The sequence below is a fragment of the Bacteroides sp. 1001136B_160425_E2 genome, from assembly GCF_015559655.1.
GTDB lineage: Bacteria > Bacteroidota > Bacteroidia > Bacteroidales > Bacteroidaceae > Bacteroides > Bacteroides luhongzhouii.
In genome coordinates, this window is sequence record NZ_JADMQH010000011.1 from 127971 (window position 1) to 153158 (window position 25188).

19 protein-coding genes are annotated in these 25188 nt (G+C 42.0%); 10 read left to right on the forward strand and 9 right to left on the reverse strand.

The features are described 5' to 3' along the window. Positions 1–59 precede the first annotated feature (59 nt). Positions 60–1511 (reverse strand): DUF3868 domain-containing protein, encoded by a 1452-nt coding sequence (locus I2I04_RS12735; protein ID WP_195655217.1) that lies wholly within the window; start codon positions 1509–1511, stop codon positions 60–62. Between the two features lie 24 nt (positions 1512–1535). After that, positions 1536–2123, reverse strand: coding sequence for a DUF3575 domain-containing protein (locus I2I04_RS12740; RefSeq protein ID WP_143259562.1), 588 nt, complete (start codon positions 2121–2123; stop codon positions 1536–1538). A gap of 248 nt (positions 2124–2371) precedes the next feature. Here I2I04_RS12740 and I2I04_RS12745 point away from each other — a divergent pair, with 248 nt between their 5' ends. The 5 genes from I2I04_RS12745 (at position 2372) to I2I04_RS12765 (ending at position 9508) form a co-directional block, all read left to right on the forward strand. Continuing rightward, positions 2372–3916 carry an acyl-CoA carboxylase subunit beta gene (locus tag I2I04_RS12745; RefSeq protein WP_195473102.1) on the forward strand — a complete coding sequence of 515 codons (1545 nt, stop codon included), beginning with the start codon at positions 2372–2374 and terminating at the stop codon, positions 3914–3916. A gap of 142 nt (positions 3917–4058) precedes the next feature. Continuing rightward, positions 4059–5570 (forward strand): acetyl-CoA carboxylase biotin carboxylase subunit, encoded by a 1512-nt coding sequence (gene accC / locus I2I04_RS12750; RefSeq protein ID WP_143259564.1) that lies wholly within the window; start codon positions 4059–4061, stop codon positions 5568–5570. Between the two features lie 30 nt (positions 5571–5600). Next, positions 5601–6125: a biotin/lipoyl-containing protein gene (locus I2I04_RS12755; protein ID WP_004314803.1), complete on the forward strand. Its 525-nt coding sequence runs from the start codon at positions 5601–5603 to the stop codon at positions 6123–6125. A gap of 87 nt (positions 6126–6212) precedes the next feature. After that, the gene (locus I2I04_RS12760; RefSeq protein ID WP_195473100.1) at positions 6213–8570 is read left to right on the forward strand and encodes a PAS domain-containing protein; all 2358 of its coding nucleotides are present in this window, start codon (positions 6213–6215) and stop codon (positions 8568–8570) included. Positions 8571–8965: 395 nt separating this feature from the next. Continuing rightward, complete coding sequence (locus I2I04_RS12765) at positions 8966–9508, forward strand: REP-associated tyrosine transposase (protein ID WP_015532943.1); 543 nt, start codon at positions 8966–8968, stop codon at positions 9506–9508. A gap of 239 nt (positions 9509–9747) precedes the next feature. Here I2I04_RS12765 and bioD read toward each other — a convergent pair whose 3' ends face one another. From bioD to I2I04_RS12795, 6 genes are all read right to left on the reverse strand, one after another. Further along, positions 9748–10395 (reverse strand): dethiobiotin synthase, encoded by a 648-nt coding sequence (bioD, locus tag I2I04_RS12770; RefSeq protein WP_195655174.1) that lies wholly within the window; start codon positions 10393–10395, stop codon positions 9748–9750. Next, positions 10392–11159 (reverse strand): malonyl-ACP O-methyltransferase BioC, encoded by a 768-nt coding sequence (gene bioC, locus I2I04_RS12775; protein ID WP_195655175.1) that lies wholly within the window; start codon positions 11157–11159, stop codon positions 10392–10394. Before bioC ends, bioD begins: the two co-directional genes overlap by 4 nt. Positions 11160–11169: 10 nt before the next feature. Continuing rightward, positions 11170–11829, reverse strand: a complete 660-nt coding sequence (locus I2I04_RS12780) for a DUF452 family protein (RefSeq protein WP_195655176.1) — start codon at positions 11827–11829, stop codon at positions 11170–11172. After that, entirely contained in the window at positions 11826–12980 is a 1155-nt protein-coding gene (locus tag I2I04_RS12785; protein ID WP_143259575.1) for an 8-amino-7-oxononanoate synthase, read from the reverse strand. Before I2I04_RS12785 ends, I2I04_RS12780 begins: the two co-directional genes overlap by 4 nt. Positions 12981–13200: 220 nt before the next feature. Further along, entirely contained in the window at positions 13201–15615 is a 2415-nt protein-coding gene (gene bioA / locus I2I04_RS12790) for an adenosylmethionine--8-amino-7-oxononanoate transaminase (RefSeq protein WP_195655177.1), read from the reverse strand. Positions 15616–15706: 91 nt separating this feature from the next. Next, positions 15707–16816, reverse strand: coding sequence for a DUF4421 domain-containing protein (locus I2I04_RS12795; RefSeq protein WP_195655218.1), 1110 nt, complete (start codon positions 16814–16816; stop codon positions 15707–15709). A gap of 157 nt (positions 16817–16973) precedes the next feature. Here I2I04_RS12795 and I2I04_RS12800 point away from each other — a divergent pair, with 157 nt between their 5' ends. Together I2I04_RS12800 and I2I04_RS12805 are read left to right on the forward strand one after the other, a co-directional pair. Continuing rightward, entirely contained in the window at positions 16974–20102 is a 3129-nt protein-coding gene (locus I2I04_RS12800; RefSeq protein WP_195473093.1) for a SusC/RagA family TonB-linked outer membrane protein, read from the forward strand. 14 nt (positions 20103–20116) lie between these two features. Next, positions 20117–21598 (forward strand): RagB/SusD family nutrient uptake outer membrane protein, encoded by a 1482-nt coding sequence (locus tag I2I04_RS12805; RefSeq protein ID WP_195473091.1) that lies wholly within the window; start codon positions 20117–20119, stop codon positions 21596–21598. Positions 21599–21687: 89 nt separating this feature from the next. Here the strand turns inward: I2I04_RS12805 and I2I04_RS12810 are convergent, their stop codons facing one another. After that, entirely contained in the window at positions 21688–22893 is a 1206-nt protein-coding gene (locus I2I04_RS12810; RefSeq protein ID WP_143259581.1) for an MFS transporter, read from the reverse strand. Between the two features lie 251 nt (positions 22894–23144). Between I2I04_RS12810 and I2I04_RS12815 the strand changes: the two genes are divergently transcribed. The 3 genes from I2I04_RS12815 to I2I04_RS12825 all read left to right on the forward strand — a co-directional run bounded on the left by I2I04_RS12815 (position 23145) and on the right by I2I04_RS12825 (position 25185). After that, on the forward strand, positions 23145–23390 hold the full coding sequence (locus tag I2I04_RS12815) for a GlsB/YeaQ/YmgE family stress response membrane protein (RefSeq protein WP_143259582.1): 246 nt from the start codon (positions 23145–23147) through the stop codon (positions 23388–23390). Between the two features lie 44 nt (positions 23391–23434). Then, on the forward strand, positions 23435–23722 hold the full coding sequence (locus I2I04_RS12820; protein ID WP_143259583.1) for a YtxH domain-containing protein: 288 nt from the start codon (positions 23435–23437) through the stop codon (positions 23720–23722). A gap of 389 nt (positions 23723–24111) precedes the next feature. Beyond that, positions 24112–25185, forward strand: a complete 1074-nt coding sequence (locus I2I04_RS12825) for a substrate-binding domain-containing protein (RefSeq protein ID WP_143259584.1) — start codon at positions 24112–24114, stop codon at positions 25183–25185. Positions 25186–25188: the final 3 nt, after the last annotated feature.

A 25188-nucleotide genomic window follows, 5' to 3' on the forward strand; every position in this document is an offset into this window, starting at 1 on the left:
TTATTGATATAACAAACAAACGTCCCACTTTGGTCGGTTGGATAAAAAGATTTTTCTGTTTATTTCATCTTCACGCTAAGAATTTGTTGTAATTGTTTTAAGTTGGCCAGCGCAGCTTCGTTACCTAGCTTTGCTGCCTGCTCGAATGCAGCCATGGCACGGTTAATGTCCCCGTTAAGGAAATTGTAGACTCCGGTATTGTTGATGAATTCAGCAGTGCTGTGGTCGGCTTTTTCCATAAACTTTACTGCTGCATTCAAGTCTTTTTGTGATAATGCGACAGCTCCTGCATTCAGATTGGCTACAGCATCAGTCGGATACATACGTACGGCAATATCGAATACATTAACGAAATCCTTGCTGCCTTTCGGATAGCTGTTGGCTACCTGATACATTTCGTTCAGACTAAGGTATTTCGGATTTTCCCGGATAATGATGCGTCCTTGTTCAACATCGAAGTTGACAACGGTATAGTCGATTTTGCAATTCACTTTACGCAGTCCCGGATAAATCTCCTTCAGCATGGTACGGTAAGGAGTTCCGCCACCTACACGCATAATTTCCTGTTTACGTTTGGCGTCGTCAGTCGTATTCTTGATAATGTTCAGGAACGTTTCCTTATCCTTCATTGAAGAAGACTGAAGCGCTTTTACCAATCCATCCCAGTTCTCACCACCAAAAGTCACTTTATATAGTTTGGAAGATACTTTTTCATTCTTGACCAGATAATCTTTCAAAGCTTCCGCACGTTTTTTAGAAAGTTGCTCATTGAAGGCAAGGGGGCCTTCCGGTGAGGCGAAGCCTTCGATACTGATACCTTTTACGGTCAGGTTCCGGTCATTCTGTATTTTGTCAAACATGGCATGGATATTTACCAATTCGGCATGATTGTTCATGAAATCGGTAAGAATCACCGATTTGTTGACCGGGAAATCCAGATGAGCCTCATATTGTTCGCTGCGGTTTTTAACCACTTCTACGGTTGGCTGGATATAGGCAATGATAGGCGACATGGCACTTAAACGTTTGGCTTCGGTAGATACATCATTGGTAATCAGTTCCTGTGCGTTCATTTCCTGATAATTGCCGCATCCGCATAGATTCTCTACCAGCTGCAAGCTGGCATTAGCCATCCAGGATTTATAAGGAATTACCTGTGTATAATTGAAAGTTTCCCTTTTATTATAAGGAACGATGATAGCGGTTGGTTCTTGTTTGGTGATTGCCAATCCGCGGATATATGCTTTTTCGCGTCTTTTGCCATTGATGATGATTTCCTGAAGAGGAACGTTATGTTGCCCGTCTGTCAGCAGTGGGGTCAGACTTAAACTTCGTGCGGAACCTATCGTCAGGTTCTTCATATCGAAAGTCATGCCAACATAGAGAGAGTTACCTTGTTGCCATAAAGATACGTTTGAGAGAGTGAGCGCGTCATTCAGGAATTTTTGTGCATGAGCCGGTAGGATGGCGGCTGCGAAAGCTATAAATAGATAAATAAGTTTTCTTTTCATCATTGTAAGTTTTAGAGAGTTCGATTATTTGATGACATAAATGAAGCTAAGGCCGATTTTAGTCGGACCGAAATAATTGCGGGTGTTATGTCCCAGCTTTTCACATTTACAATCACGGGCATATTTATCATATTCCAGACGGGCATATCCCACTCCGATGGTTGCTTCCATGCTCCAGCGTCTGCTTATGATCCATTGGTATCCGTAGGAAATACCAGCTCCGTACAGATTGCCATCGTAACGGTCGTGCCCCATTCCGAATATATTCAGATTGCTGACATTCATTTCTCCGTAATGTCCGTGCAAACCGAAGAAACTTCCATTGAAACGCTCGCAGAGCCAGTAGCGCAATTCCGGCTGGACGAGCCAGTGTTTGATTTGACGGTCATCACCGAACTTCCATGGATTGTAGTTACCGGATATGTCGAGCGTCAGTTTCTTTGCCAGTCCAACTTCGATTCCTAAGTTGGGAGTGGAAGTTGCCCAATAGAGAGCATTGGTCTTGATGGCAAATTTGGGTAGATAGGTTTCATTCCGTTGTACCTGTGCATGGATGCTTGTACCGAACACGAGCAGGAAACCGGCTGCTAATAAGATTTTAATTGTTCTCATTTTGTTAGGGTATAGGTTTTATTAAAAATGATAAGCGATAAACAGAAAAGCGGGGAAGTTTGTTGTCGCAACTTGCAAAAAAAGCTTCATCAATGAATGGATAAAGATGTTTTAAGGCATAAATGCTAACAATTTCCGCACATGATGCGTTCATTATATAAAAGTACTCTTGTGTAATCAATATGACAATGATTTCATATATTACTGTTTATTTTTACACACACATACAACTTTAATAACTACAGCCTATGAAAGAGCTTATTAACAACCTGGAAGAACTGAACAGGAAAGCAGAAAAAGGCGGCGGAGACGCTCGCATTGAAAAACAACATTCTGTGGGCAAACTGACTGCCCGTGAACGCATCGATTTATTATTGGAGAAAGGTTCGTTTATCGAACTGGATAAGTTGGTAACCCACCGGTGTACCGATTTCGGTATGGAAAAGCAGAAATTTGCCGGAGACGGGGTAGTGACGGGATACGGTATGATTGGCAAGCGCCTGGTTTATGTCTTTGCACAGGATTTCACCGTATTTGGTGGAGCCCTTTCGGAAACGCACGCTAAGAAAATTTGTAAAGTGATGGACATGGCTATGCAGATGGGAGCGCCTATCATCGGACTGAATGACTCGGGCGGTGCACGAATTCAGGAAGGGGTACGTTCTTTGGCCGGATATGCCGAGATATTCCTGCGCAACTCTATGGCATCCGGAGTGATTCCGCAGATTAGCGCAATCATGGGACCTTGTGCCGGAGGTGCGGTTTATTCTCCTGCATTGACTGATTTTATCCTGATGGTGAAAAATTCCGGTTATATGTTTATTACAGGACCGGATGTGGTGAGAAGTGTAACACAGGAGGAAGTCACTAAAGAGGAGCTCGGCGGAGTAGGCGTGCACATGACAAAGTCCGGGGTAGCCCATCTTTCTGCGGAGAATGATATTGAGTGTATCAATTATATTCGTGAATTGATTTCCTATCTGCCGGGAAATAATATGGAAGAGCCTCCGTTTGTAGCTACAAACGATTCGCCGACCCGTCTGACTCCGGAACTGGCTAATTTGATTCCAACCAATCCGAATCAGCCGTATAATATAAAAGAAATGATTGAAGCCGTGGCTGATGATAATAGTTTCTTCGAACTTCAGGCAGAATATGCAGCGAATATTGTGACCGGCTATATCCGGCTGAATGGAAAAACAGTGGGGGTGGTGGCCAATCAGCCATTGGTACTTGCAGGTACACTGGATATTAACGCATCTGTCAAAGCTGCCCGTTTTGTCCGCTTCTGCGATGCTTTCAATATCCCCTTGTTGACATTGGTAGATGTGCCGGGATTCCTTCCGGGAATCGATCAGGAATATGGTGGAATTATCCGTAACGGGGCGAAATTACTTTATGCTTATTGTGAGGCCACAGTGCCGAAAGTTACGGTTATTACCCGCAAAGCATACGGTGGCGCTTATGATGTGATGAGCTCCAAGCATATCCGTGGAGATGTCAATCTTGCTTTCCCTACTGCCGAAATAGCGGTGATGGGGCCGGATGGAGCTGTAAATATCCTTTTCCATAAGGAAATAGATAAAGCCGGGAAACCTGACGAGAAACGGAAAGAACTTCAGGATGATTATCGCGGGAAGTTTGCCAATCCTTACCGGGCAGCGGAATTGGGATATGTGGATGAAGTGATTGATCCGACGGTAACTCGTTTGCGGTTGATTCGGAGTTTCGAGATGCTTGCCAACAAACGGCAATCGAATCCTCCTAAGAAACATTCTAATTTACCGTTGTAAGCCTGTTTGTGGATTGAATTCAGGCACGGATTTCACGGTTGCTATGGTAACCTTTATTCTAAAAACCGTGTAATCCGCGTAGTCCGTGCCTGATATTATTAAATTGCTCTTTTCAGTTTTTACTTCTAAAAAGAAAAAGATTATGATAAAGAAAATATTAGTAGCCAACCGCGGTGAAATAGCGATGCGAATCTTTCGTACTTGTCGGGTGATGAATATCGCAACGGTTGCTGTGTATACCCATGTAGACCGCGGAGCTTTGCATGTACGTTATGCGGAAGAAGCCTATTGCATCTCCGAATCGCCCGAAGATACTTCCTACCTGAAGCCGGAATTGATATTGTCCATTGCCAAAAAGACCGGAGCGGCTATTCATCCGGGATATGGTTTCCTGTCGGAGAATGCGGATTTTGCCCGCCGTTGTGAAGAAGAAGGAGTGATTTTTATCGGACCGAGTGCGGACATTATTTCCAAAATGGGAATCAAGACAGAAGCTCGTAAGATTATGCGTGAAGCAGGGTTACCCATTGTTCCCGGAACCGAGACACCCGTGCAGGGGATTGATGAAGTGAAGAAGGTGGCCAATGAAGTGGGTTATCCCATTATGCTGAAAGCACTTGCCGGAGGCGGAGGAAAAGGAATGCGCTTGGTACGTACGGAGGAGGAAGTGGAAACGGCTCTTCGTTTGTCGCAATCCGAAGCGGGGACCTCTTTTGGCAATGATGCGGTATATATTGAGAAATACATCGAGAACCCGCATCATATTGAAGTTCAGATCATGGGAGATAAATATGGAAATGTGGTCCATCTTTACGAACGTGAATGTTCTATTCAGCGTCGTAACCAAAAAGTGATTGAGGAAAGTCCTTCCCCTTTTGTGAAAGAAGAGACGAGAAAGAAAATGTTGAAGGTTGCTGTGGAAGCCTGTAAGAAAATAGGTTATTACAGTGCCGGGACATTGGAGTTTATGATGGATAAAGACCAAAATTTCTATTTCCTCGAGATGAATACTCGCTTGCAGGTAGAACATCCTGTGACGGAGGAGTGTACGGGAGTTGACCTGGTTCGGGATATGATAACAGTTGCCGCCGGAAATCCGTTACCTTATAAACAGGATGATATTCAGTTTAGCGGAGCTGCTATCGAATGTCGTATTTATGCGGAAGATCCGGAGAATAACTTTATGCCTTCTCCCGGGGTGATTACTGTTCGTGAAGCTCCCGAAGGGCGTAACCTGCGTCTTGACAGTGCCGCCTATGCCGGATTCGAAGTCTCTCTGCATTATGACCCGATGATTGCGAAACTCTGTTGTTGGGGACGTACCCGTACTTCTGCCATTTCCAATATGGCACGTGCTTTGCGCGAGTATAAGATTTTGGGAATTAAAACAACGATTCCTTTCCATCAACGTGTATTGAAGAATGCAGCTTTCCTGAAAGGCGAATATGATACAACGTTTATTGATACGCGCTTTGATAAGGAAGATCTGAAACGCCGTCAGAATACCGATCCGACAGTGGCTGTCATTGCTGCCGCAGTGAGACACTACGAACGGGAGAAGGAAGCGGCTTCCCGTGCTACAACACTTCCGGTGGTGGGCGAATCGCTCTGGAAGTATTATGGTAAATTGCAGATGACTGCTAATAATTATTGAATTGAAAATTAAAAAATAACGAAACAGGTTATGGGTACAACATTAGCTACATATTACGCCAAGCTTCAGGACATGCCGGACAGTGAATATAAGGTGGAAATACTGGAGGACGGACCAATCAAGAAGATTGCAGTCAATGGCAAAATATATGAGGTCGATTATAACATGGGTGGCGACTCTATCCATTCGATCATCATCGATCATCACTCGCATGGAGTGCAAATTTCTCCTTCTTCCAATAATTCATATACGATTATGAATAAAGGAGAACTTTATCAGATTGAATTGCAGGGAGAAATGGAGAAGATACATAATGCCCGCACAGCAGCTGAATCCGTAGGGCGTCAGGTGGTACAGGCACCGATGCCGGGAGTAATACTGAAGACGTATGTGAAGAAAGGAGACAGTGTGAAACGTGGCGATCCGCTTTGTGTATTGGTGGCAATGAAGATGGAGAATGAGATACGTTCGGTGACGGATGGAGTAGTCAAAGAAGTATTTGTGGAAGATGGCATGAAGGTGGGATTGAACGACCGGATCATGGTAATTGAATGATTCTCAAAAAAAAACTGGTTTTTGCGTATTTATCTTCAAAAAAATATTTACTTTTGGCAGATAAGTACGCATTTACTTTGATATATCATGAACAACGAACAAACCCAAGAAGTATTATTAGAACAGCTGGAAACGCTAAAGAAGGAAAATGAGCAGCTCAAAAAGGAGCTTTCTATTCTTAGGAATGAGAATTATACCAATCATCCCGTTAGTTTCAAAGAAAAATATGCTGTCAGGATTCTGGACTCTCTGCCGGATATGCTGACTGTCTTCAATCAGAAGGAAGTAGGCATTGAAGTTGTTTCCAGTGAAGAAACCAATCATGTTGGCATATCAAACAAAGATTTTAAGGGAATGTATATGCAGGAGATGGTGCCACCGGAAGCATATCAGAATATTCACTCCAATATGCGTCAAGCTGTCAGCACCGGAACTGTTTCAACCGCACATCATGAATTGGATTTTAATGGTGAACGTCATTATTACGAAAACCGTATTTTTCCGTTGGATGAGGAATATGTACTGATCATGTGCCGTGATATAACGGAGAAAGTAGCTACACAAAGGCAGTTGGAAGTTTTCAAGAGTGTACTCGATAAAGTGAGTGACAGTATTCTTGCTGTATCAGAAGATGGGACATTGGTTTATGCGAATAAGCAATTTATAGAAGAATACGGAGTTACCCAGCAAATGGGGACACAAAAAATATATGATTTGCCCGTCTCTATGACAACAGAAGAGGCTTGGGAAAAACGTCTTCAGGAAATACGTGATAATGATGGCAGTTTTGCTTATCGTGCTGCCTATGTGCGGAAAGGTGAAGACAAGGAGCGGGTGCATCAGGTGTCTACTTTCTTAATTCGTGAGAATGATCAGGAACTGACTTGGTTCTTTACGCAGGATATCACTGATGTTATAAAGAAACGAGATGAACTTCGAGAACTGAACCTGTTGTTGGATGGTATTTTAAATAATATTCCGGTCTATTTGTTTGTGAAAGACCCGGAAAATGATTTTAGGTATTTGTATTGGAACAAAGCATTTGCCGACCATTCGGGTATTCCGGCATCTAAAGCTATCGGGCATACGGATTATGAGATATTTCCGATGCATGGAGACGCGGAGAAATTCCGTAAAGATGATTTGGAATTACTTCAGACTCATAAGCGTATTGATATGCAGGAAACCTATTTTTCCGCAAACGGGGAAGCGCGTATCGTACAGACATTAAAGGCACTTGTTCCGATGGAAGGACGCAAACCATTGCTGATTGGTATCTCTTGGGATATTACTAATCTCCAGAATATTGAGCAGGAACTGATAAAGGCAAGGATTAAGGCGGAGCAATCCGACCAATTGAAAAGTGCTTTCCTTGCTAATATGAGCCATGAGATCCGGACACCACTGAATGCTATTGTAGGATTCTCTCAATTATTGCCTGTTGCTGAAACTGCTGAAGAGAAGAAACTTTATTCGGGTATTATCAATCAAAATTCGGATATTTTATTGCAACTGATCAATGATATTCTGGATTTATCGAAGATAGAAGCAGGGACATTGGAATATATCAAGCGTCCTATGAATCTGGGAGAAGTTTGCCGGACGATTTATGCTGTTCATAAAGAACGTGTGAAAGAAGGGGTAACTCTTGTTTTTGATAATGAGAAGGAAGATCTGCTCATGGAGGGAGATCAGAACCGTATCATGCAGGTGATAACGAATTTTCTGACTAATGCGAGTAAGTTTACCTATGAAGGAGAGATTCGTTTGGGTTTTGAGCGGACGGACAAAAATATTCGTGTGTATGTGGAGGATACGGGCATAGGAATAGAGCCGGAAAAGGTAGATCATATCTTTGAGCGTTTTGTCAAACTGAACTCTTTCGCTCAAGGCACAGGATTAGGGTTATCTATCTGTCAGATGATTATCGAAAAGATCGGTGGAGAAATAGGGGTGACTTCTGAACTGGGTAAAGGCTCTACATTCTATTTCACGATTCCTTATGAAGAAGCCGGAGAACTCGGCAAAATCTTTAAAATGTCAAAGACAGAATCTAAAGGAAATACTGTAAATCGTGTGCAACAAATCAAGAAGATTTTAGTGGCGGAAGATGTGGAAAGTAATTTTATCCTGCTGAAGAATCTGATCGGCAGGGAATATACACTGCTTTGGGCTAAGGATGGAGTGGAAGCCATCGAAATGTATAAGCAGTATCAGCCGGACTTAATTCTGATGGATATAAAAATGCCACGCATGGATGGATTGGAAGCAACGCATATCATTCGTTCTTATTCCAAAGAGATTCCTATTATTGCTTTGACGGCTTATGCTTTTGAAACGGATAAAGATTTGGCTTTGGAGATGGGATGCAATGATTTTGTGACTAAACCCATTGCGGAAAGAGCATTGAGAAAGGCTTTGGATAAATATTCGACTATCGTTTAATGAATAGATGCGACGACAGAAGAGAAAACGTAAGATCATAAAAACGATATAAAAAAGAAGTATGTGCAGAAGCCTCCTCGTAAGGGAACTTTTTGGTCGGACACTTTTTTATTTCCGGTTCTCTGAATATTCAATTATCTCAGAAGAAAAGCCCATAAAATTGGTGAATAATTGTGGAATGCTCTACCATTAGAAGCCTGCGGATTTATAATAGAAGCTAGCGGATTTATAGAGGGTGCCAGCGGATTTTTTAACTTTTTAACCAGCGGATTTTTAATCCGCTGGTCTTGCGTATTAGGATTTTTAATCCGCTTATCGTGTCCGATCGTTTAAAATCCTTTGTCTCTTTCGATTTAAATCGTACATTTATCTCCTCTAATCAAATTAGTATATCAATGGATACTGCGAATCGAGTTTTAGATGAATTATATTTTGTTACTTCTACCGTTGTCGATTGGATAGATATCTTTACCCGTCCTAAATACAAGCATATAATTCTGGAATCACTAGCCTATTGTCAGGAGAAAAAAGGCCTAAGAATTTATGCCTGGGTATTAATGAGTAACCATTTGCATATGATTGTCAGTTCCGGAACAGAAGCAACAGTTTCGGATATTCTTCGGGATTTTAAAAAGTTCACTAGCAAACGTATTATGGCAGAACTCGAAACAGATCCTCAAGAAAGTCGTCGCGAATGGATGTTGGATCGTTTTCGCTTTGCCGGAGCTAATGACAAAAAAATATCTAAATATCGTTTTTGGCAAGAAGGGAATCATCCCGAGTTAATTTATTTGCATGACTTCTTTCTGCAAAAATTGAATTATATTCATAATAATCCGGTGAAGCAGGAAATTGTTGCACGGCAGGAAGATTATTTATATAGTTCGGCGGTGAGTTATGCGGGTGATAAAGGACTGTTGGAGGTGATTGTAGTTTAGGAAGATAAGAGGTTAAGGCGGAGCGGATTATAAATCCTGATACGCAATCAATCGGATTACAAATCCGATTGAACAAATCCGATTGAACGATGATGAACGATTGAATGGCGTAAACTTTTTAAAGTAGGGGTAAATTTTAGTGCGGAAACCTGTAATATGGAGAAATGGATTGTAGAAACAAAAAACTAGCCCGGCAAATAGTGAGGCTAGTCTTTTGAAGTCATAAGTCTTTTATTCTGTTATTCTTTTATTTCTGGAACCAATATAAACTTCGTATTCGGGAAATACTTCTTCAGCCAGTTTTGAATGAAGTTCATCGTATCATTCTGAATCGTTTTATCTTTTACGGTAGGATACATATTATAAAGTACTGTATCCAATACAATATTGCGCTTTTGTATGGCTTCAAGGCTAAGTAAGGTATGATTGATGCTTCCCAATTTGCCGGAAGTAACAAAAATGAGCGGATAATTCTCTTGGGCAATGTAGTCTATTGTCAGAAGCTCTGCCGTTAATGGAACCATTAAACCGCCTGCGCCTTCGAGCAGAACAAAATCATAGCGTTCACTTAACTCTTCCGTAGCACGTTTGATTTTGTCGAAGTCGATGGGACGGTTATCCAGTTGGGAAGCGAGATGTGGAGAGGCAGGATAAGAGAAAATTTCCGGCATAGTCAGTCCTTTCTTGTCTTCTTCTGTAAAGGGGATTCTCATAATACGACGATGTAGATCAATATCCTCGGAATGACCGACGTTTCCTGTTTGGATAAATTTTTGAGTGATGGTACACTGTCCGTTCTTGTTCCATTCACGAGCTAGAAACCCGGTGGCGTAGCTCTTGCCGGCATCGGTGTCGATACCGCTTACGAAATATACATTCTGTTTCATACTTTTTTCTTTTTTGCGATGATATAAATAGGGTGATAGGTCAGGGACACTGAAGTGCCTTGGGTGAATTTTTGTGTGTAACGTTCACTGAATAACTGCAAGTCACGACGTGTCCGCAGTTGTTGGGAAGAGGTGCCGGATATTCCGGTTACTCCTGTCTGCTTCAAATGATAAAGTACTTTTAGTGGGTTATCAAACGAAAGAGGAATAAGTTCTTCTTCCGAATATAGTATGTCAAAGTGAGATGACAAGGCTGTTACAAGCTCTTCGCGTGAACGATAAGGGAGTCCGTTTCCTGTTAACTCTCGTATCTCTTTCATATTCTCTTGCCCGAAAGTACTGAAAGCGAAATAGCCTTGGTTATTCAGCAGGGCATTGCACCTTTTGAAAAAGTTTTCAGGAGATTCGAACCATTGCAGAGCCGAGCAGGAAGTAATTAATGTGTTTTCAGCGGGGAAAGAAACAGTTTCTGCATCTCCCGGAAGAAAGGAAACCTGTTCTTTTCTTAATATATCTTCACAACAGTACTTCATTTCCGGACAAAGGTCGTTTAGCAATAATTCTTCCGGCCGAAGAGCCTGAAGTAGCATACGGGAATAAATGCCTGTGCCGCATCCGAACTCAATCACTTTTGAACAGGGAAAAGAGACGTGTTCTGTAAGCAGGTGAATCATTTTATCTGCTATCTGCCGTTGTACGTTTGCTTCCTGAGGATAAGTAGCAATGGCTTTAGAAAAACGTTCGGCGATTAGTTGTTTATCCATAAATCGATAATTAGTTGATTTGCATGATTACATTATCAAAAAGGTCTTGTTGATAATGAGCGGCTTCTGCATATTCAAGGGAATCCGCTTTGTTTCTCCATGCCAGCCATTGGCTATCCGGCAGAAAGATACGGTCGTTCTTTCCTATAATGGCTCTTTGCCATGCAAAATCCGACGGTGGTAATGACAAGTATTGCTTTTGTATGGCAGCAAGCTCTTCTTTGAGCTCTTCAACGGGACGTTGGGGAGCTACTGTCTGAAAAGCCTTGTAATCGGCTGCTGAACCACACATTCTTCTTTGAAACTTTTGCAGGGATTGTTCATTCAGTCCTTGCAGGGTTCCTTCGAAAATGGTAGGAGTAATCCCTTTCGTCTCATGTATGGGATAAAGAGTGCCATTGATAGCAATACTTTGGGAGAAGGGCAGGGGGGGATATTGTTGCATTATCTGTGAGGCTGCCCATACTCCCATTGACCAGGCAATGAGGGTGATTTCGGAATATTCTTGCAAAATGCCGGCATCGAACTCTAATGAACGATAATCATAGCAAATCATCCAGTCCTTATCGGTTGGGTGAATTTGCAGGAAGGGAGTTTCATCCATTCCCCAGCCTGCGAAGAAAAGCAATAGATGTTTTTGATTATTCTTTATGATAAAATGCTGTTTCATTCGTTTATCAGTTTAATGAGTTGGTCGATTTCATGTTCAGTGATGTCAGCTGTCAGTGAGAAGCGGATGCGTGAAGTCCCTTCGGGAACCGTAGGCGGACGTACCGGCAATGAGTAGAATCCTTTGCGTTGAATTTCTTCTGCTTTCAATATGGTATCTTCACTTGCTCCGACAATCATAGGGACAATATGGCTTACCGAGGGGCAATTGTATCCTTTGTCGGCAAGCGCAGTCTTTAGTTTGTTACTGATTTGCAGTAAATGAGCTCTCTTCTGTTGGAGGGCGGGCAGGTGTTTTAATATCCACGAAGTCCATTGAATATTAATGGGAGGAAGAGCGGTTGTGAATATAAATGTGCGCATTTTGTTGATTAGATATTCACGGATAACTTGTCGGCAGACAATGTAAGCACCTGCTGAGGCTATCGCTTTCCCGAATGTTCCAACCAAAAGGTCTATATCGTTGATGCAGTCTTGTTCTTCAGCGCATCCCAATCCGTTGTCTCCCCGTACGCCGAAAGCATGGGCTTCGTCCACATAAAGAAGAATATTGGAATAGCTTTTTTTTAATTGGACAAGAGCACGAAGGTCGGCTTCATCGCCGTCCATGCTGAATATACTTTCGGTGACAATAATGATCTGCTCGTAAGCGTTATGATTTTCAGCAATCAGTCGTTGCAACTGAGAAATATCATTGTGGCGATACCGGATACATTTAGCCGATGATAATTTAATTCCGTCTATCAGGCTTGCATGTATCAGCTTGTCAGCAAGAATCAGTGTGTGAGTATTGCCAATGGCAGGAAGTATTCCTGTATTGGCATGATAGCCACTATTGAATATGAGTGCACTTTCCGTTCCGAACATTGTGGCTAGCTGCTGTTCCAGCTTCTGATAGTCACTAAAATTACCGGTCAATAACCGGGAAGAAGAGGAGGTAGGCAGGAATGTTTCGGGAGTGAGCGTCTTTAAGAATTCCTCTCTCAATGAAATGTCATTGGCCAGTCCGAGATAATCATTAGAAGATAGGTTCAACATTCGTTGTCCGTTCAGCAGAACATCTCGTCCTTCGTGAATTAGCGGCGGGAGAGAACGGTAATTCTTTCTCTCTTTCAAGGTTTGGAGTTCTTGGTTTATATACTCTAATGTCATGAATTATTGTTTTAAGTAATCAGTATTCGATATATGAATGGTTGAAAGCGTAATTGCTTGTCTATAAGATGCTTATTGTATGAATAACTATCCGGAAGTTTCTCACCGACCAAGGCATCCTTCCTCGGTGAGGAAAGTTCCGTTCCTCACCGAGGAACACCCTTTTGCTCACCGAGGAACAGATCCTTGTCTGAAAATCCGGTAATATTCTTCTTGTCTGTCATCTTTTTTGAATAACTCTGAGCAACCCGGAGGTCAGTTTACTCAATTGTTCCGGGGTGATGATGAAAGGTGGCATCAGATATACCAGTTTGCCAAAAGGACGTACCCAAATTCCTTCTTCTACAAATCGTTGTTGCATAGTTGCCATATTGACCGGATGTTTCATTTCTATCACTCCAATGGCCCCTAGTACTCTTACATCTGCCACTTGTGGAAGTTCTCGTGCAGATGACAATTCTTCATTTAATTGAGCTTCGATTCGCTTTACATTTTCTTGCCAACCGGATTCGAGTAACAATCGGACAGATGCATAAGCTACTGCACATGCGAGCGGATTACCCATAAACGTGGGGCCGTGCATGAAAGCTCCCGGTGCGTGATTGGAAATTGTATCGGCTATCTGGTTACTGGTCAGTACGGCGGAGAGGGTCATATATCCTCCGGTCAATGCCTTGCCGATACACATAATATCCGGTTCTACTCCGGCATGTTCCCAAGCAAAAAGTTTGCCTGTTCGTCCGAATCCCGTTGCTATTTCATCGAAAATAAGAAGAATATTATGTTTCCGGCAGAGCTTTTCTGCTTCGCGCAAGTACTGTGGATGATAAAACCACATACCACCTGCTCCCTGTACTATAGGTTCCAGAATAAGTGCAGCCAAGTCTTCCGAATGTTTTTCGATCACCTTTTGTAAAGGCAGTATATCTTCCGGATTCCACTCTCCATGAAACTGGGAAGCTGGAGACGGTACAAAATAACGAACGGGCAGTGCCGAACCGAACAAACTGTGCATTCCTGTTACCGGATCGCATACGGACATAGCATTCCATGTATCACCGTGATAGCCGGAGCGGATAGTGACAAAGTTGTTTTTCTCCGGTTTTCCTGCTGCATACCAATATTGTACAGCCATTTTCAGTGCTACTTCTACAGCTACCGAACCGGAATCTGCATAGAATATTTTCTGCATAGATGGAGGAACCAACGGTAGCAGTAATTTTCCCAATTCAATAGCGGGATCGTGTGTTAGTCCGCCGAACATGACATGAGACATTTTATCTAATTGTTCTTTTGCTGCCTGATTGAGTATTGGGTGATTGTATCCGTGTACAGCACACCACCAGGAGGACATTCCTTCTATGAGTGTCTGTCCGTTTTCGAGGGTAATGGTTGCACCGTCTGCCCGTTTCACTTTATAAACAGGAAGTGGGTGGGTGGTGGAAGTATACGGATGCCAAATGTGTTCGCGGTCAAACTGGGAATCTGCAAAATGATAACCTTCTTCCTGAATCATCTTTTTGTCTTCCGATACTTTGGAACCGAGAGTTGTCAGCAGATCACCCACGATAGCTGAATTAATTCCGATAGATAGTGCTTTGTGCATGGCTTCGGAAGATAGTTGTGAACGTCCTCCGGCAAATCTTAGAAAAGCTGTCGGATTAATAAATCGGAATATAGCAATGGTCTTAAGAATCTCTTCTTCGCTTAAAGGCTTTTCATTTTCTAAAGGTGTTCCGGGTATCGGACTTAATAGATTGATTGGTATGGACTGGACATTCAGTTCTTTTAAAGTGAATGCGAATTCAATCCGTTGCTCCATTGTTTCTCCCATACCGATGATACCTCCGCAGCAGATATCCATACCTACACGACGGGCTGCATCAAGAGTAGCTAGTTTTTGTTCTTGTGTATGCGTAGAGCAGAGTTTAGAAAAATAAGACGGAGCCGTTTCCAGGTTACAGTGGTAACGGGTGATTCCGGCTTCGTACAGGGAACGTAGCTCTTCCTCGTTAAGTAACCCCAGAGAAGCACAAAGTTGAATGGACGAGTGACGTCGAATTTGGCGAACGGTATCGTAAAGTTGGGTGATCTGTTTGGGAGATGGTTTTCGTCCGCTGGTAACGAGAGAGAAACGGTTGACGTCTTGGGCTTCATTGTATTTCGCCTGTCGAAGACATTCTTCAGCGGGAAGGAGATCGTAAATCTCGGCTTTAGTCTTGTAGTGAGAGGATTGTGCACACCATTTACAGTTTTCCGGGCATCGGCCGGACTTGGCGTTGATGATGGAACACATGTCGAATTCGTGCGAGGCACGTGCGACGGTAATCTCATGCGCGGCGGCATATAGCGCCTCACTGTCAGCCATGTTGGCTAGCCAAGCGGCTTGGTCGGGCGAAATATCAATGCCTGCCAACACTTGGTCTTTTATTTCCTGAAGTGTCATAAATGTATGATAAGGGATAGTAATTTTAGCATTCTGCTTACGAAGGGCAACGTCCACAACATTGATGTGCAGATGACCGATTTGGAATTCACGTCCCATACTCGCAAAAGCGGCATAGTTCTTTCTGCCCCAATAACGGAAGCGGGAAAGAAGGGTACGTGTGGTCTGTATGTGGCGTTGTTGCTTCATTGATTTTTTACTTTTGTTCGTTAGAACGTGGCAAATGTACAAAGATTCTTTGGATAAGCAAGCAAGTTTACGATTTCTGATATCCGTACTTTTATTTCTTTTTCCTGTATTCTTTACGCAAATTGAAATTGAATCCGGCATATATCTGAAGAGTGCCGAAGCCGTTATCTACAGAGAAATTATTTCTGTGGTAATTATAGTTTTTTCCAACGAAAGAAGTACCTACGAAGTATTTTCCGTTATTGTAAACAATCCCTGCACGCAATAGAAAATCCAGGTTAAATTTGCCGTACCATGCTTTTCCTTCGTGAGTTTCCGCATCTACATCAGAGGCTTTATAGGCAATGGCAGGGGTGAGAGACAGACATGCCAGGCAGTTGCGGGCAAAGACCCAGTTGTAGGCATATCCGAAACTGATATTGGCATTGGTATATTTTATATCTTTGACTTTCATACCGGGATTCATTGTCTGCTGTAGAAAATCAGGAAGTTCTGTATAGTCGAAGTCAAGATGATGCTTTGAAATAGAAAAACCTGCAATAAATGTACCCGCATTGCGTCGTTGGTTGGTGGACTGGCTGAAGGCAGCCGGGTAAGAGAATTTTCTATTATTGAAGATATAATATAAGTTCAGCCCTTTTATATCCACCTTTATTCCACTGAAATCCTCGGAATAGTTGGAGGGAATATCTTCAGAAAATCCTCTGATCTTATGTATCTTGTAATTGTTTCCGGTACGGCGGTAGAATATATCTACACCAAGTTTGGAACTATATAGACTAAGGTCAAACTCTGTGCCTCTATTCTTCCGGTTAGTTTTCCGATAGATATCATCCACATCTACAGACCATCCCAGGAAAATCCATCGCCAGCCGAAATACAGTCCTATTTTATTATGCGGGTTGGGAGAAAAACTAAGTTTTTGTGGTTGAGGCTGTTCGCTGGTGACAGAATAATATTCGAAGTTGCTGAAATGAGTAGCCATCAACGCATAATTATAACGGTTCGGGCTGATATAGAGCGTATCAAAATCACTGAAATTCAGAAATCTCTTGATCGCTCTTTTAAAGGGGCTGGGTTGGGTGACCGTTGCGGAATCTATTCTTGTGCTGTCATTTATAGAAAGGGTTTTCTCTCCACTTTGTGCCTGCAAGGACAGTGAAATTAACAGAAAAAGATATAGAATAACCTGTTTCCCCATGTGGTTCTTTGTTGTTTTAGATATTTTTCGTTTCACGAATGTACTACCTTTCGTTGATTTATGCTAGCAATCTTCTAAAAAATGTTTCGTTTCCTAAACAAAAAAGTTCAATATACTGTTAGTTACAACAAGCAAATAAATCTTAAGCCACAAAATTATGAGAATCTATTTACGTTTATTAGTCGTGTCTCTTCTGCTTTTTGCTGGAAATATAGTATATGCGGAAGCACAGCAGGAGAAACGCGTGACGGGTACGGTGACTTCTGAAGGGGAGCCCTTGCCTGGTGTCTCCGTACAATTGAAAGGAGCATCCTCCGGCACCATCACCGATATTGATGGAAATTATTCAATTGAAGTTCCTGCTACCGGCACTTTAGTGTTCCGTTTTGTAGGAATGAGATCGGTAGAACAACCAGTGAATAATCGAAGTGTGATTAATGTCACGTTGGAATCGGAAAGTAAAGAACTGGAAGAAGTAATGGTAGTAGCTTATGCTACTGCTAAGAAGTATAGCTTTACCGGAGCAGCTTCGACGATGAAAGCGGGTGAGATTGAAAAGCTACAGACTTCGAGCGTATCGCGTGTATTAGAAGGGACGGTGTCCGGAGTACAGGCTAGTGCGGCAAGCGGGCAGCCGGGTACGGATGCGGAAATCCGTATTCGTGGTATCGGATCTATCAATGCATCCAGTGCTCCGCTTTATGTGGTGGACGGTGTTCCATTCGACGGTAGTGTGAACTCTATCAATCCTGATGATATATCTTCGATGACAGTATTGAAAGATGCGGCTTCTGCTGCTTTATACGGGTCACGTGGCGCAAATGGGGTGATTATTATCACAACCAAGCAAGGTGAGCAAAATACCAAAGCAACTGTAAAGGTAAAAGCCTCTTTAGGAGGTTCCAATCGTGCCGTGCGTGATTATGATCGTGTCAGTACCGATCAATACTTTGAATTGTATTGGGAAGCACTTCGCAATCAGTATGCTAGGAGTGCGGATTATACTCCGGCAACTGCTGCGGCGCAAGCTTCCAAAGACCTGGTTACCAAATTGATGGGAGGTGGCCCGAATCCTTATGGCCCCCAATATACGCAACCGGTCGGTACAGATGGAAAATTGGTGGCAGGTGCCCGTCCATTATGGAATTCTGACTGGAGTGATGCCATGGAACAACAAGCACTTCGCACAGAGTTGAATCTAAGTGTTTCCGGAGGCGGAAAAGCAAATCAGTATTTCTTCTCAGCCGGATACCTGAATGATAAAGGTATTGCGCTTGAATCCGGTTATCAGCGTTTCAATCTTCGTTCCAATATCACCAGCGAAATGACTTCCTGGTTGAAGGGAGGAGTCAATTTGAGTTTTGCACATTCCATGCAGAACTATCCGGTTTCTTCCGACTCCAAAACCAGTAATGTGATTACCGCAGGACGTACCATGCCCGGATTTTATCCGATTTATGAAATGAATACTGACGGTGGTTACAAATTGGATGAGAATGGAGACCGTATTTATGACTTCGGTTCCTATCGTCCTTCCGGTTCGATGGCAAACTGGAATCTGCCGGCTACTTTACCTTTGGATAAATCAGAACGAATGAAAGATGAAGTCTCCGGTCGTACTTTTCTGGAAGCTACGATTATTGAAGGATTGAAATTCAAGACAAGTTTCAACTTTGACTTGATTAATTATAATACGTTGGATTATACGAATCCGAAATTGGGGCCGGCTAAAGAAAACGGTGGCGGCGTCAGCCGGATGAATACTCGCACTTTCTCTTGGACATGGAATAATATTGCTACGTATGACAAGACAATTGGTGAACATCATTTTAATGTCCTTGCCGGTGTGGAGGCCTATTCTTACCGCTACGATGAACTGACGGCATCACGTTCCAAAATGGCGCAGCCTGATATGCCGGAGTTGGTAGTCGGTTCACAGTTGACCGGAGGTTCAGGGTATCGCATTGATTATGCTTTGGTGGGTTATCTGACCCAAGCATTATACGATTATCAGAATAAATATTTCTTCTCGGCATCCTATCGTCGCGACGGTTCTTCACGTTTTGCGCCTGAGACTCGCTGGGGAAATTTCTGGTCGCTGGGTACTTCCTGGCGTATCGACCGGGAAGAGTTTATGGCAAGTACTTCCGACTGGTTGTCTGCCTTGACTCTGAAAATGAGCTATGGTGCGCAGGGAAATGATAACTTGGGCACTTATTATGCGAGTAAAGGACTTTATACCATTGTTTCCAATTTGGGCGAAAATGCGTTAGTGTCCGACCGTATGGCAACTCCGAATCTGAAATGGGAAACGAATCTTAATTTTAATGTAGGCATCGACTTCTCCCTGTTCAATAACCGTTTTTCCGGTTCATTTGATTTCTTTACACGTCGTTCGAAAGATCTGCTTTATTCACGTCCGATAGCTCCTTCCCTGGGATATGGCTCTATTGACGAAAATGTAGGAGCGTTAAAAAATACGGGTATTGAAATGGTTCTTAACGGAACGATTATCAATCAGAATGGTTGGATATGGAAACTGGGAATGAACCTGACGCATTATAAGAATAAGGTAACAGACCTTCCATTGAAAGATATGCCGCGAAGTGGTGTGAACAAGTTGCAGGTAGGCCGTTCGGTGTATGATTTCTATATGATAGAGTGGGCGGGGGTAGATCCGGAAAATGGAGATCCGCTGTGGTATATGGATGAGAAAGATGCAAATAAGAATCCGACCGGAAGACGTGTCACAACAAATAACTATGGTTCGGCTGATTATTATTACGTCAATAAATCATCTCTTCCGAAGGTGTATGGCGGATTTAATACGTCTCTTTCTTGGAAAGGATTCGATCTTTCGGCCATCTTTGCTTATAGTATCGGTGGATATATCTACAATCGTGATATTACAATGATTCTGCACAATGGAAGTTTGGAAGGACGTGACTGGTCGACGGAGATTCTAAGAAGATGGACTCCCGACAATCGCTATACAGATGTCCCTGCTTTGAGCACTACCTCTAATAACTGGAACTCGGCTTCCACTCGTTTCTTGCAGAATAATTCGTATATGCGATTGAAAAACCTGACACTTTCCTATAACTTACCCAAACAATGGATTAGTAAGTTATCATTGAGCAGTGTGCAGGTATATGTACAAGGAGATAATCTGTTTACTATTCACCGGAATCAGGGACTAGACCCAGAACAGGGAATTACCGGTATCACTTATTACCGTTATCCGGCTATGCGAACCATTTCCGGAGGTATCAACGTTTCTTTCTAAATTCAGACTAAATTATGAGAAAAATAAAGATTCAATCTATTCTTGCGGCAGTTGCCTGCCTTTTTCTGGCAACGAGCTGTAGCAGCAGTTTTCTGGATACGGACCCTACAGATGCGGTAAGTTCGGATAAGGTAGCTGTACCCGAAAATGCGGAGGCACTTGTGAATGGTGCTTGGTATAATCTGTTTGATTATTCAAGTACCTATGCTAATATCGGTTATCGGGCACTTCAGTGTTTGGATGATATGATGGCAAGTGATATTGTTTCCCGTCCGAAATATGGTTTCAACTCTTCGTATCAGTTTAATGATATAGCACTTTCTTCGAACGGTAGAACAGAGTTTGCCTGGTATCTGATATATAAAACGATAGATAATTGTAATACTGCCATTTCAATCAAGGGGGATTCGGAAGAACTCCGACAGGTACAGGGACAAGCATTGGCATTGCGTGCTTTCTGTTATTTGCATCTGGTACAGCATTATCAATTTACCTATTTGAAGGATAAGGATGCACCTTGTGTTCCTATTTATACCGAACCGAGTAATAGTGCGACAGTACCGAAAGGAAAATCAACAGTGGCACAGGTTTACCAGCGTATTTTTGATGATTTGAACTTGGCGCAGGATTATTTGAAAAACTATGTTCGCAGTGGTGATAACCAGAAGTTCAAACCGAATGTAGCAGTAGTTGACGGTCTTTTAGCTCGTGCTTACTTGTTGACCGGACAGTGGGAAGAAGCTGCAAAAGCTGCTGAAGCCGCCCGTGCAGGATATACATTGATGACAACTACAGCCGAGTACGAAGGTTTTAATAATATTTCCAATAAAGAATGGATATGGGGATTTCCTCAAATTCCTTCCCAATCGGACGCCAGCTACAACTTCTATTTTCTGGATGTAACATACATAGGAATGTACAGTAGCTTTATGGCCGATCCTCATCTAAAGGATACATTTATCGACGGTGACATTCGTTTGCCTTTGTTTCAGTGGATGCGTGAAGGGTATTTGGGATATAAGAAATTTCACATGCGTGCAGATGATACAGCTGATCTGGTCTTGATGCGTGCTGCTGAAATGTATTTGATAGAAGCTGAAGCAAAAGTACGCGATGGCGTAGCGTTGGCACAGGCTGTAGCTCCATTGAATACATTGCGTAATGCCCGTGGAGTAGGGGATTACGAGGTGACAGGAAAGTCACAGGAAGATGTAATCAATGAGATACTGATGGAGCGTCGTCGTGAACTTTGGGGAGAAGGATTTGGTATTACCGATATACTTCGTACGCAAAAGGCAGTAGAACGTACTGCTTTATCGGATGAGATGCAAAAGACAGAAGTGGACTGTTGGCAGGAAGATGGCTCCTTTGCTAAACGGAATCCTTTGGGACATTGGTTCCTTAACTTTCCGGACGGGAAGCCATTTACAGTGAATAGTACTTATTATTTATATGCTATCCCGCAGAAAGAAATTAACGCTAACCCTAACATATAAATAGCTCTCTTAATTTTTTGACTTTGACCTTAACTTGTAGACCGGTATACGTCGTGACGATGCATACCGGTTGTTTTCATTCTTCTATTTTATTCGATTTTCTGTTTTTTCAAATTGGGTAAAAAGAACGTGACTAATCCTAGTAACGGCATATAAGCACATATATTATAGACATACTCAATACTGGTTTTATCTGCCAAATTGCCAAGTACTGCCGATGCAACACCGGCAACTCCGAACGCAAATCCAAAGAACAGTCCTGATATCAATCCAAGTTTAGTAGGAAGTAATTCCTGTGCATAAAGTAATATGGCGGGGAAAGCCGAAGAAAGCATTAACCCTACACAGAAACTAAGTACAATCGTCCAAGCTAGATTGGCATGTGGCATTAATAAACTGAATGGAGCTGCTCCTAAAATAGAAGCCCAAATCACATACTTCCGACCAACGCGGTCGCCTACAGGACCTCCGATTAATGTTCCGATGGCGGTAGCAACAAGGAAGATAAATAAATATAGCTGCGATTCTTGTACGCTTACATTGAATTTATGGATTAAATAGAAGGTATAATAACTGGTAAGACTTGCCATATAAATGTACTTGGAGAAAATCAAGATCAGTAATATCCCGATTGAAAGGGCTGTCTTATCCATAGGCAAAGGAAGATGAACAGGCCTCTTGATACTGACGGTCTGTTCTTTCATCCGGTTTAGATATGCCTTATACCATTTGCAAATCGGATACATCACCCCGATAGCTGCTAAAGCCACAAATGCGAATATGAGGAGATGCTCTCTGCCATAAGGAGCCACCAGTAAAGCTACCAGCAAAGGACCTAATGAACCTCCGAAGTTACCACCTACTTGAAAAAGCGATTGTGCCAGCCCACGTTTTCCTCCTGAAGCAAGGAATGTGATACGAGAAGCTTCCGGATGCAGTACGGATGAACCGATCCCGATTAAGAATACGGATAATAATATCCAATATAGATTATCGGAGAATGCCAAGTTTATCAGACCAATCATTGTAAAGCTCATTCCGATAGGCAGTGACCATGCGACGGGATGCTTATCAAAGAAAACTCCGGTAATCGGCTGAAAGACCGAAGCGGAAAGTTGATAAACTAACGTTATAAGTCCGATTTGGGCGAAACTAAGTCCCAAATCATCTTTGAATAGAGGATAAGACGCTGATAGCACCGACTGTAAAAGATCGTTGAGGCAGTGTGAAAGACTCAATGCAATCAAGATGGAAAATGTGATTTTTCCTACGGGTTGTTCCTGATTCTGTACCATAATACCTATTTACTTTTGAAGTGTTCCTGAAAATTGGCTGCAAAGGTACGTAAACTTCCCGTTTCTCAATATATTTGCTATGATTAATTCAATATGATATGAAGAAAGTTGTGGTAGCGATGGATTCTTTTATCGAAAGGTCCTTTAGAATAAAACTTTAAGACTAAGGATTGTAAATTGTCGTTAATTCACTTTTGACTAACTGAACTATTCTCCGTACCTGCTGTTGTTAAATAAAAAAGGAGGATAATATGGGCTTTATTTGGTATATCATCATTGGTATTGTGGCTGGATTCCTCGCAGGTAAAGTAATGCGCGGCGGAGGTTTTGGTCTTATCATAAATTTATTACTTGGTATTCTTGGAGGTGTATTGGGCGGTTGGGTATTTGCCCTTTTCGGACTGGCAGCTTCAGGACTGATCGGAAGTTTGATAACTTCCACTGTAGGGGCTATCCTTGTATTATGGATTGCTTCCTTATTCTCGAAATCTAAATAGATATTTATATAATTTATTTTTAATCCTAAAAACAGAACTTAATTATGGAATGTAGACATGGAAATTTCTGGATTGGACTCGGAATTGGGTCAATCCTCGGCGCAGTTGCTTATCGTCTTTCACGCACAGCAAAAGCAAAGCAGTTGGAAAGTGAAATTTATAATGCTATCCATCGCATAGGTCGCGATGCTGAAATAGCAGCTGCTCATGCTGAAAGAAAAGCGATGGATCTTGGACTTAAAGCTGTAGAAACGGGCGCGGAAATTGCAAATAAAGTAGCAGCCGAAGCCGACAAAGTGGCCGGAAAAGCAAAAGATAAGTGGGAAAAATAAGAATCCCAAAATGGGTAATCGATTTTAATAGAATCGGTTACCTGTTTTATTATATTGTATATTAATCTTTTTATCTCTAATCTTATTCGGTTATCATTTGGATGTGTGTACGGGCACATTTGGATGAATATTCTTTGTTATTTGCACTTCCTTTAAGAATCAGGGGAGACTTTCTCTTTAACTTTTCATCTGAAAAGAGTCTTTTTCTCTACACTATCTTTACTTTTTCTTATGTTTAACAACATGTATGTTTGTCGTGTTGTTGGTTTAATCGTTTGATTATTAATTGTATATGATTGTTTGTTTGCAATGTGTGTGCGCACACACTATTGCTTAATTCAATAATTCATTTTACTTTTGCCGATGAAAAACAAGATACTTATCAATATATGGATAAAGAGTTTTCAAATATTCGGATTGTAGACATTGCCAAGATGGCAGGTGTCTCTGTTGGCACGGTAGATCGTGTAATCCATAATCGTGGAAGAGTATCTGAAGAAAACAGGAAAAAAGTACAGGCTATTCTGGAAATGGTACATTATCAACCAAATCTGATGGCACGTTCATTAGCAGCCTCCAAAAAACAATATCATATCCTTGCAATAACTCCTTCTTTTGTGCAGGGAGAGTATTGGGAAGCTATTTCGGAAGGTATAGATAAAGCTGCGGCGGAAATGGAATCATATAATATCACCATTACCAAACTCTTTTTCGATCAATATAATAACAAGACTTTTGATGATATCATCCGAAATCTGCTGAATGAGAAAGTGGATGGAGTATTGATTGCGACTTTGTTTACAGATTCTGTTATCCGGCTTTCGCAGGAGCTTGACAGGAATGAAATACCTTATGTGTATGTTGACTCCAACATTGGAGGGCAGCATCAACTGGCTTATTTTGGAACGGAATCTTATGATGCCGGAGTGATTGCTGCCAGATTATTAATGGACAGGCTTCCTTCTTCTTCCGATATATTAATGGCACGGATTATTCATAGTGGGAAGAACGATTCTAACCAGGGAAAGAACAGGCGCGAAGGTTTTTGCCATTATCTTATGGAAACAGAGTTTAATGGAAGCCTGCATGAAGTAGAACTGAAAATAAATGATTCAGTGTATAATTTCATGAAGCTGGATGAGATCTTTGAAGCTAATCCGAATATTAAGGGGGCTGTTATCTTTAATTCAACTTGCTATATCTTAGGTAATTACCTAAAGGCAAGAGGAATGCAGGCTGTCAAACTGGTTGGTTATGACCTTATCGGTAGAAATACGCAATTACTTTCCGAAGGTGTGATAACTGCATTGATTGCGCAGCGTCCTGAGCGTCAGGGATATGATGGTATTAAATCATTGTGTAATCATTTGCTGTTCAAACAGAACAGTGAGAAAGTGAATTTGATGCCTATCGATATTCTCCTTAAAGAGAATCTGAAATATTATCTGAACAATAAATTATAAACA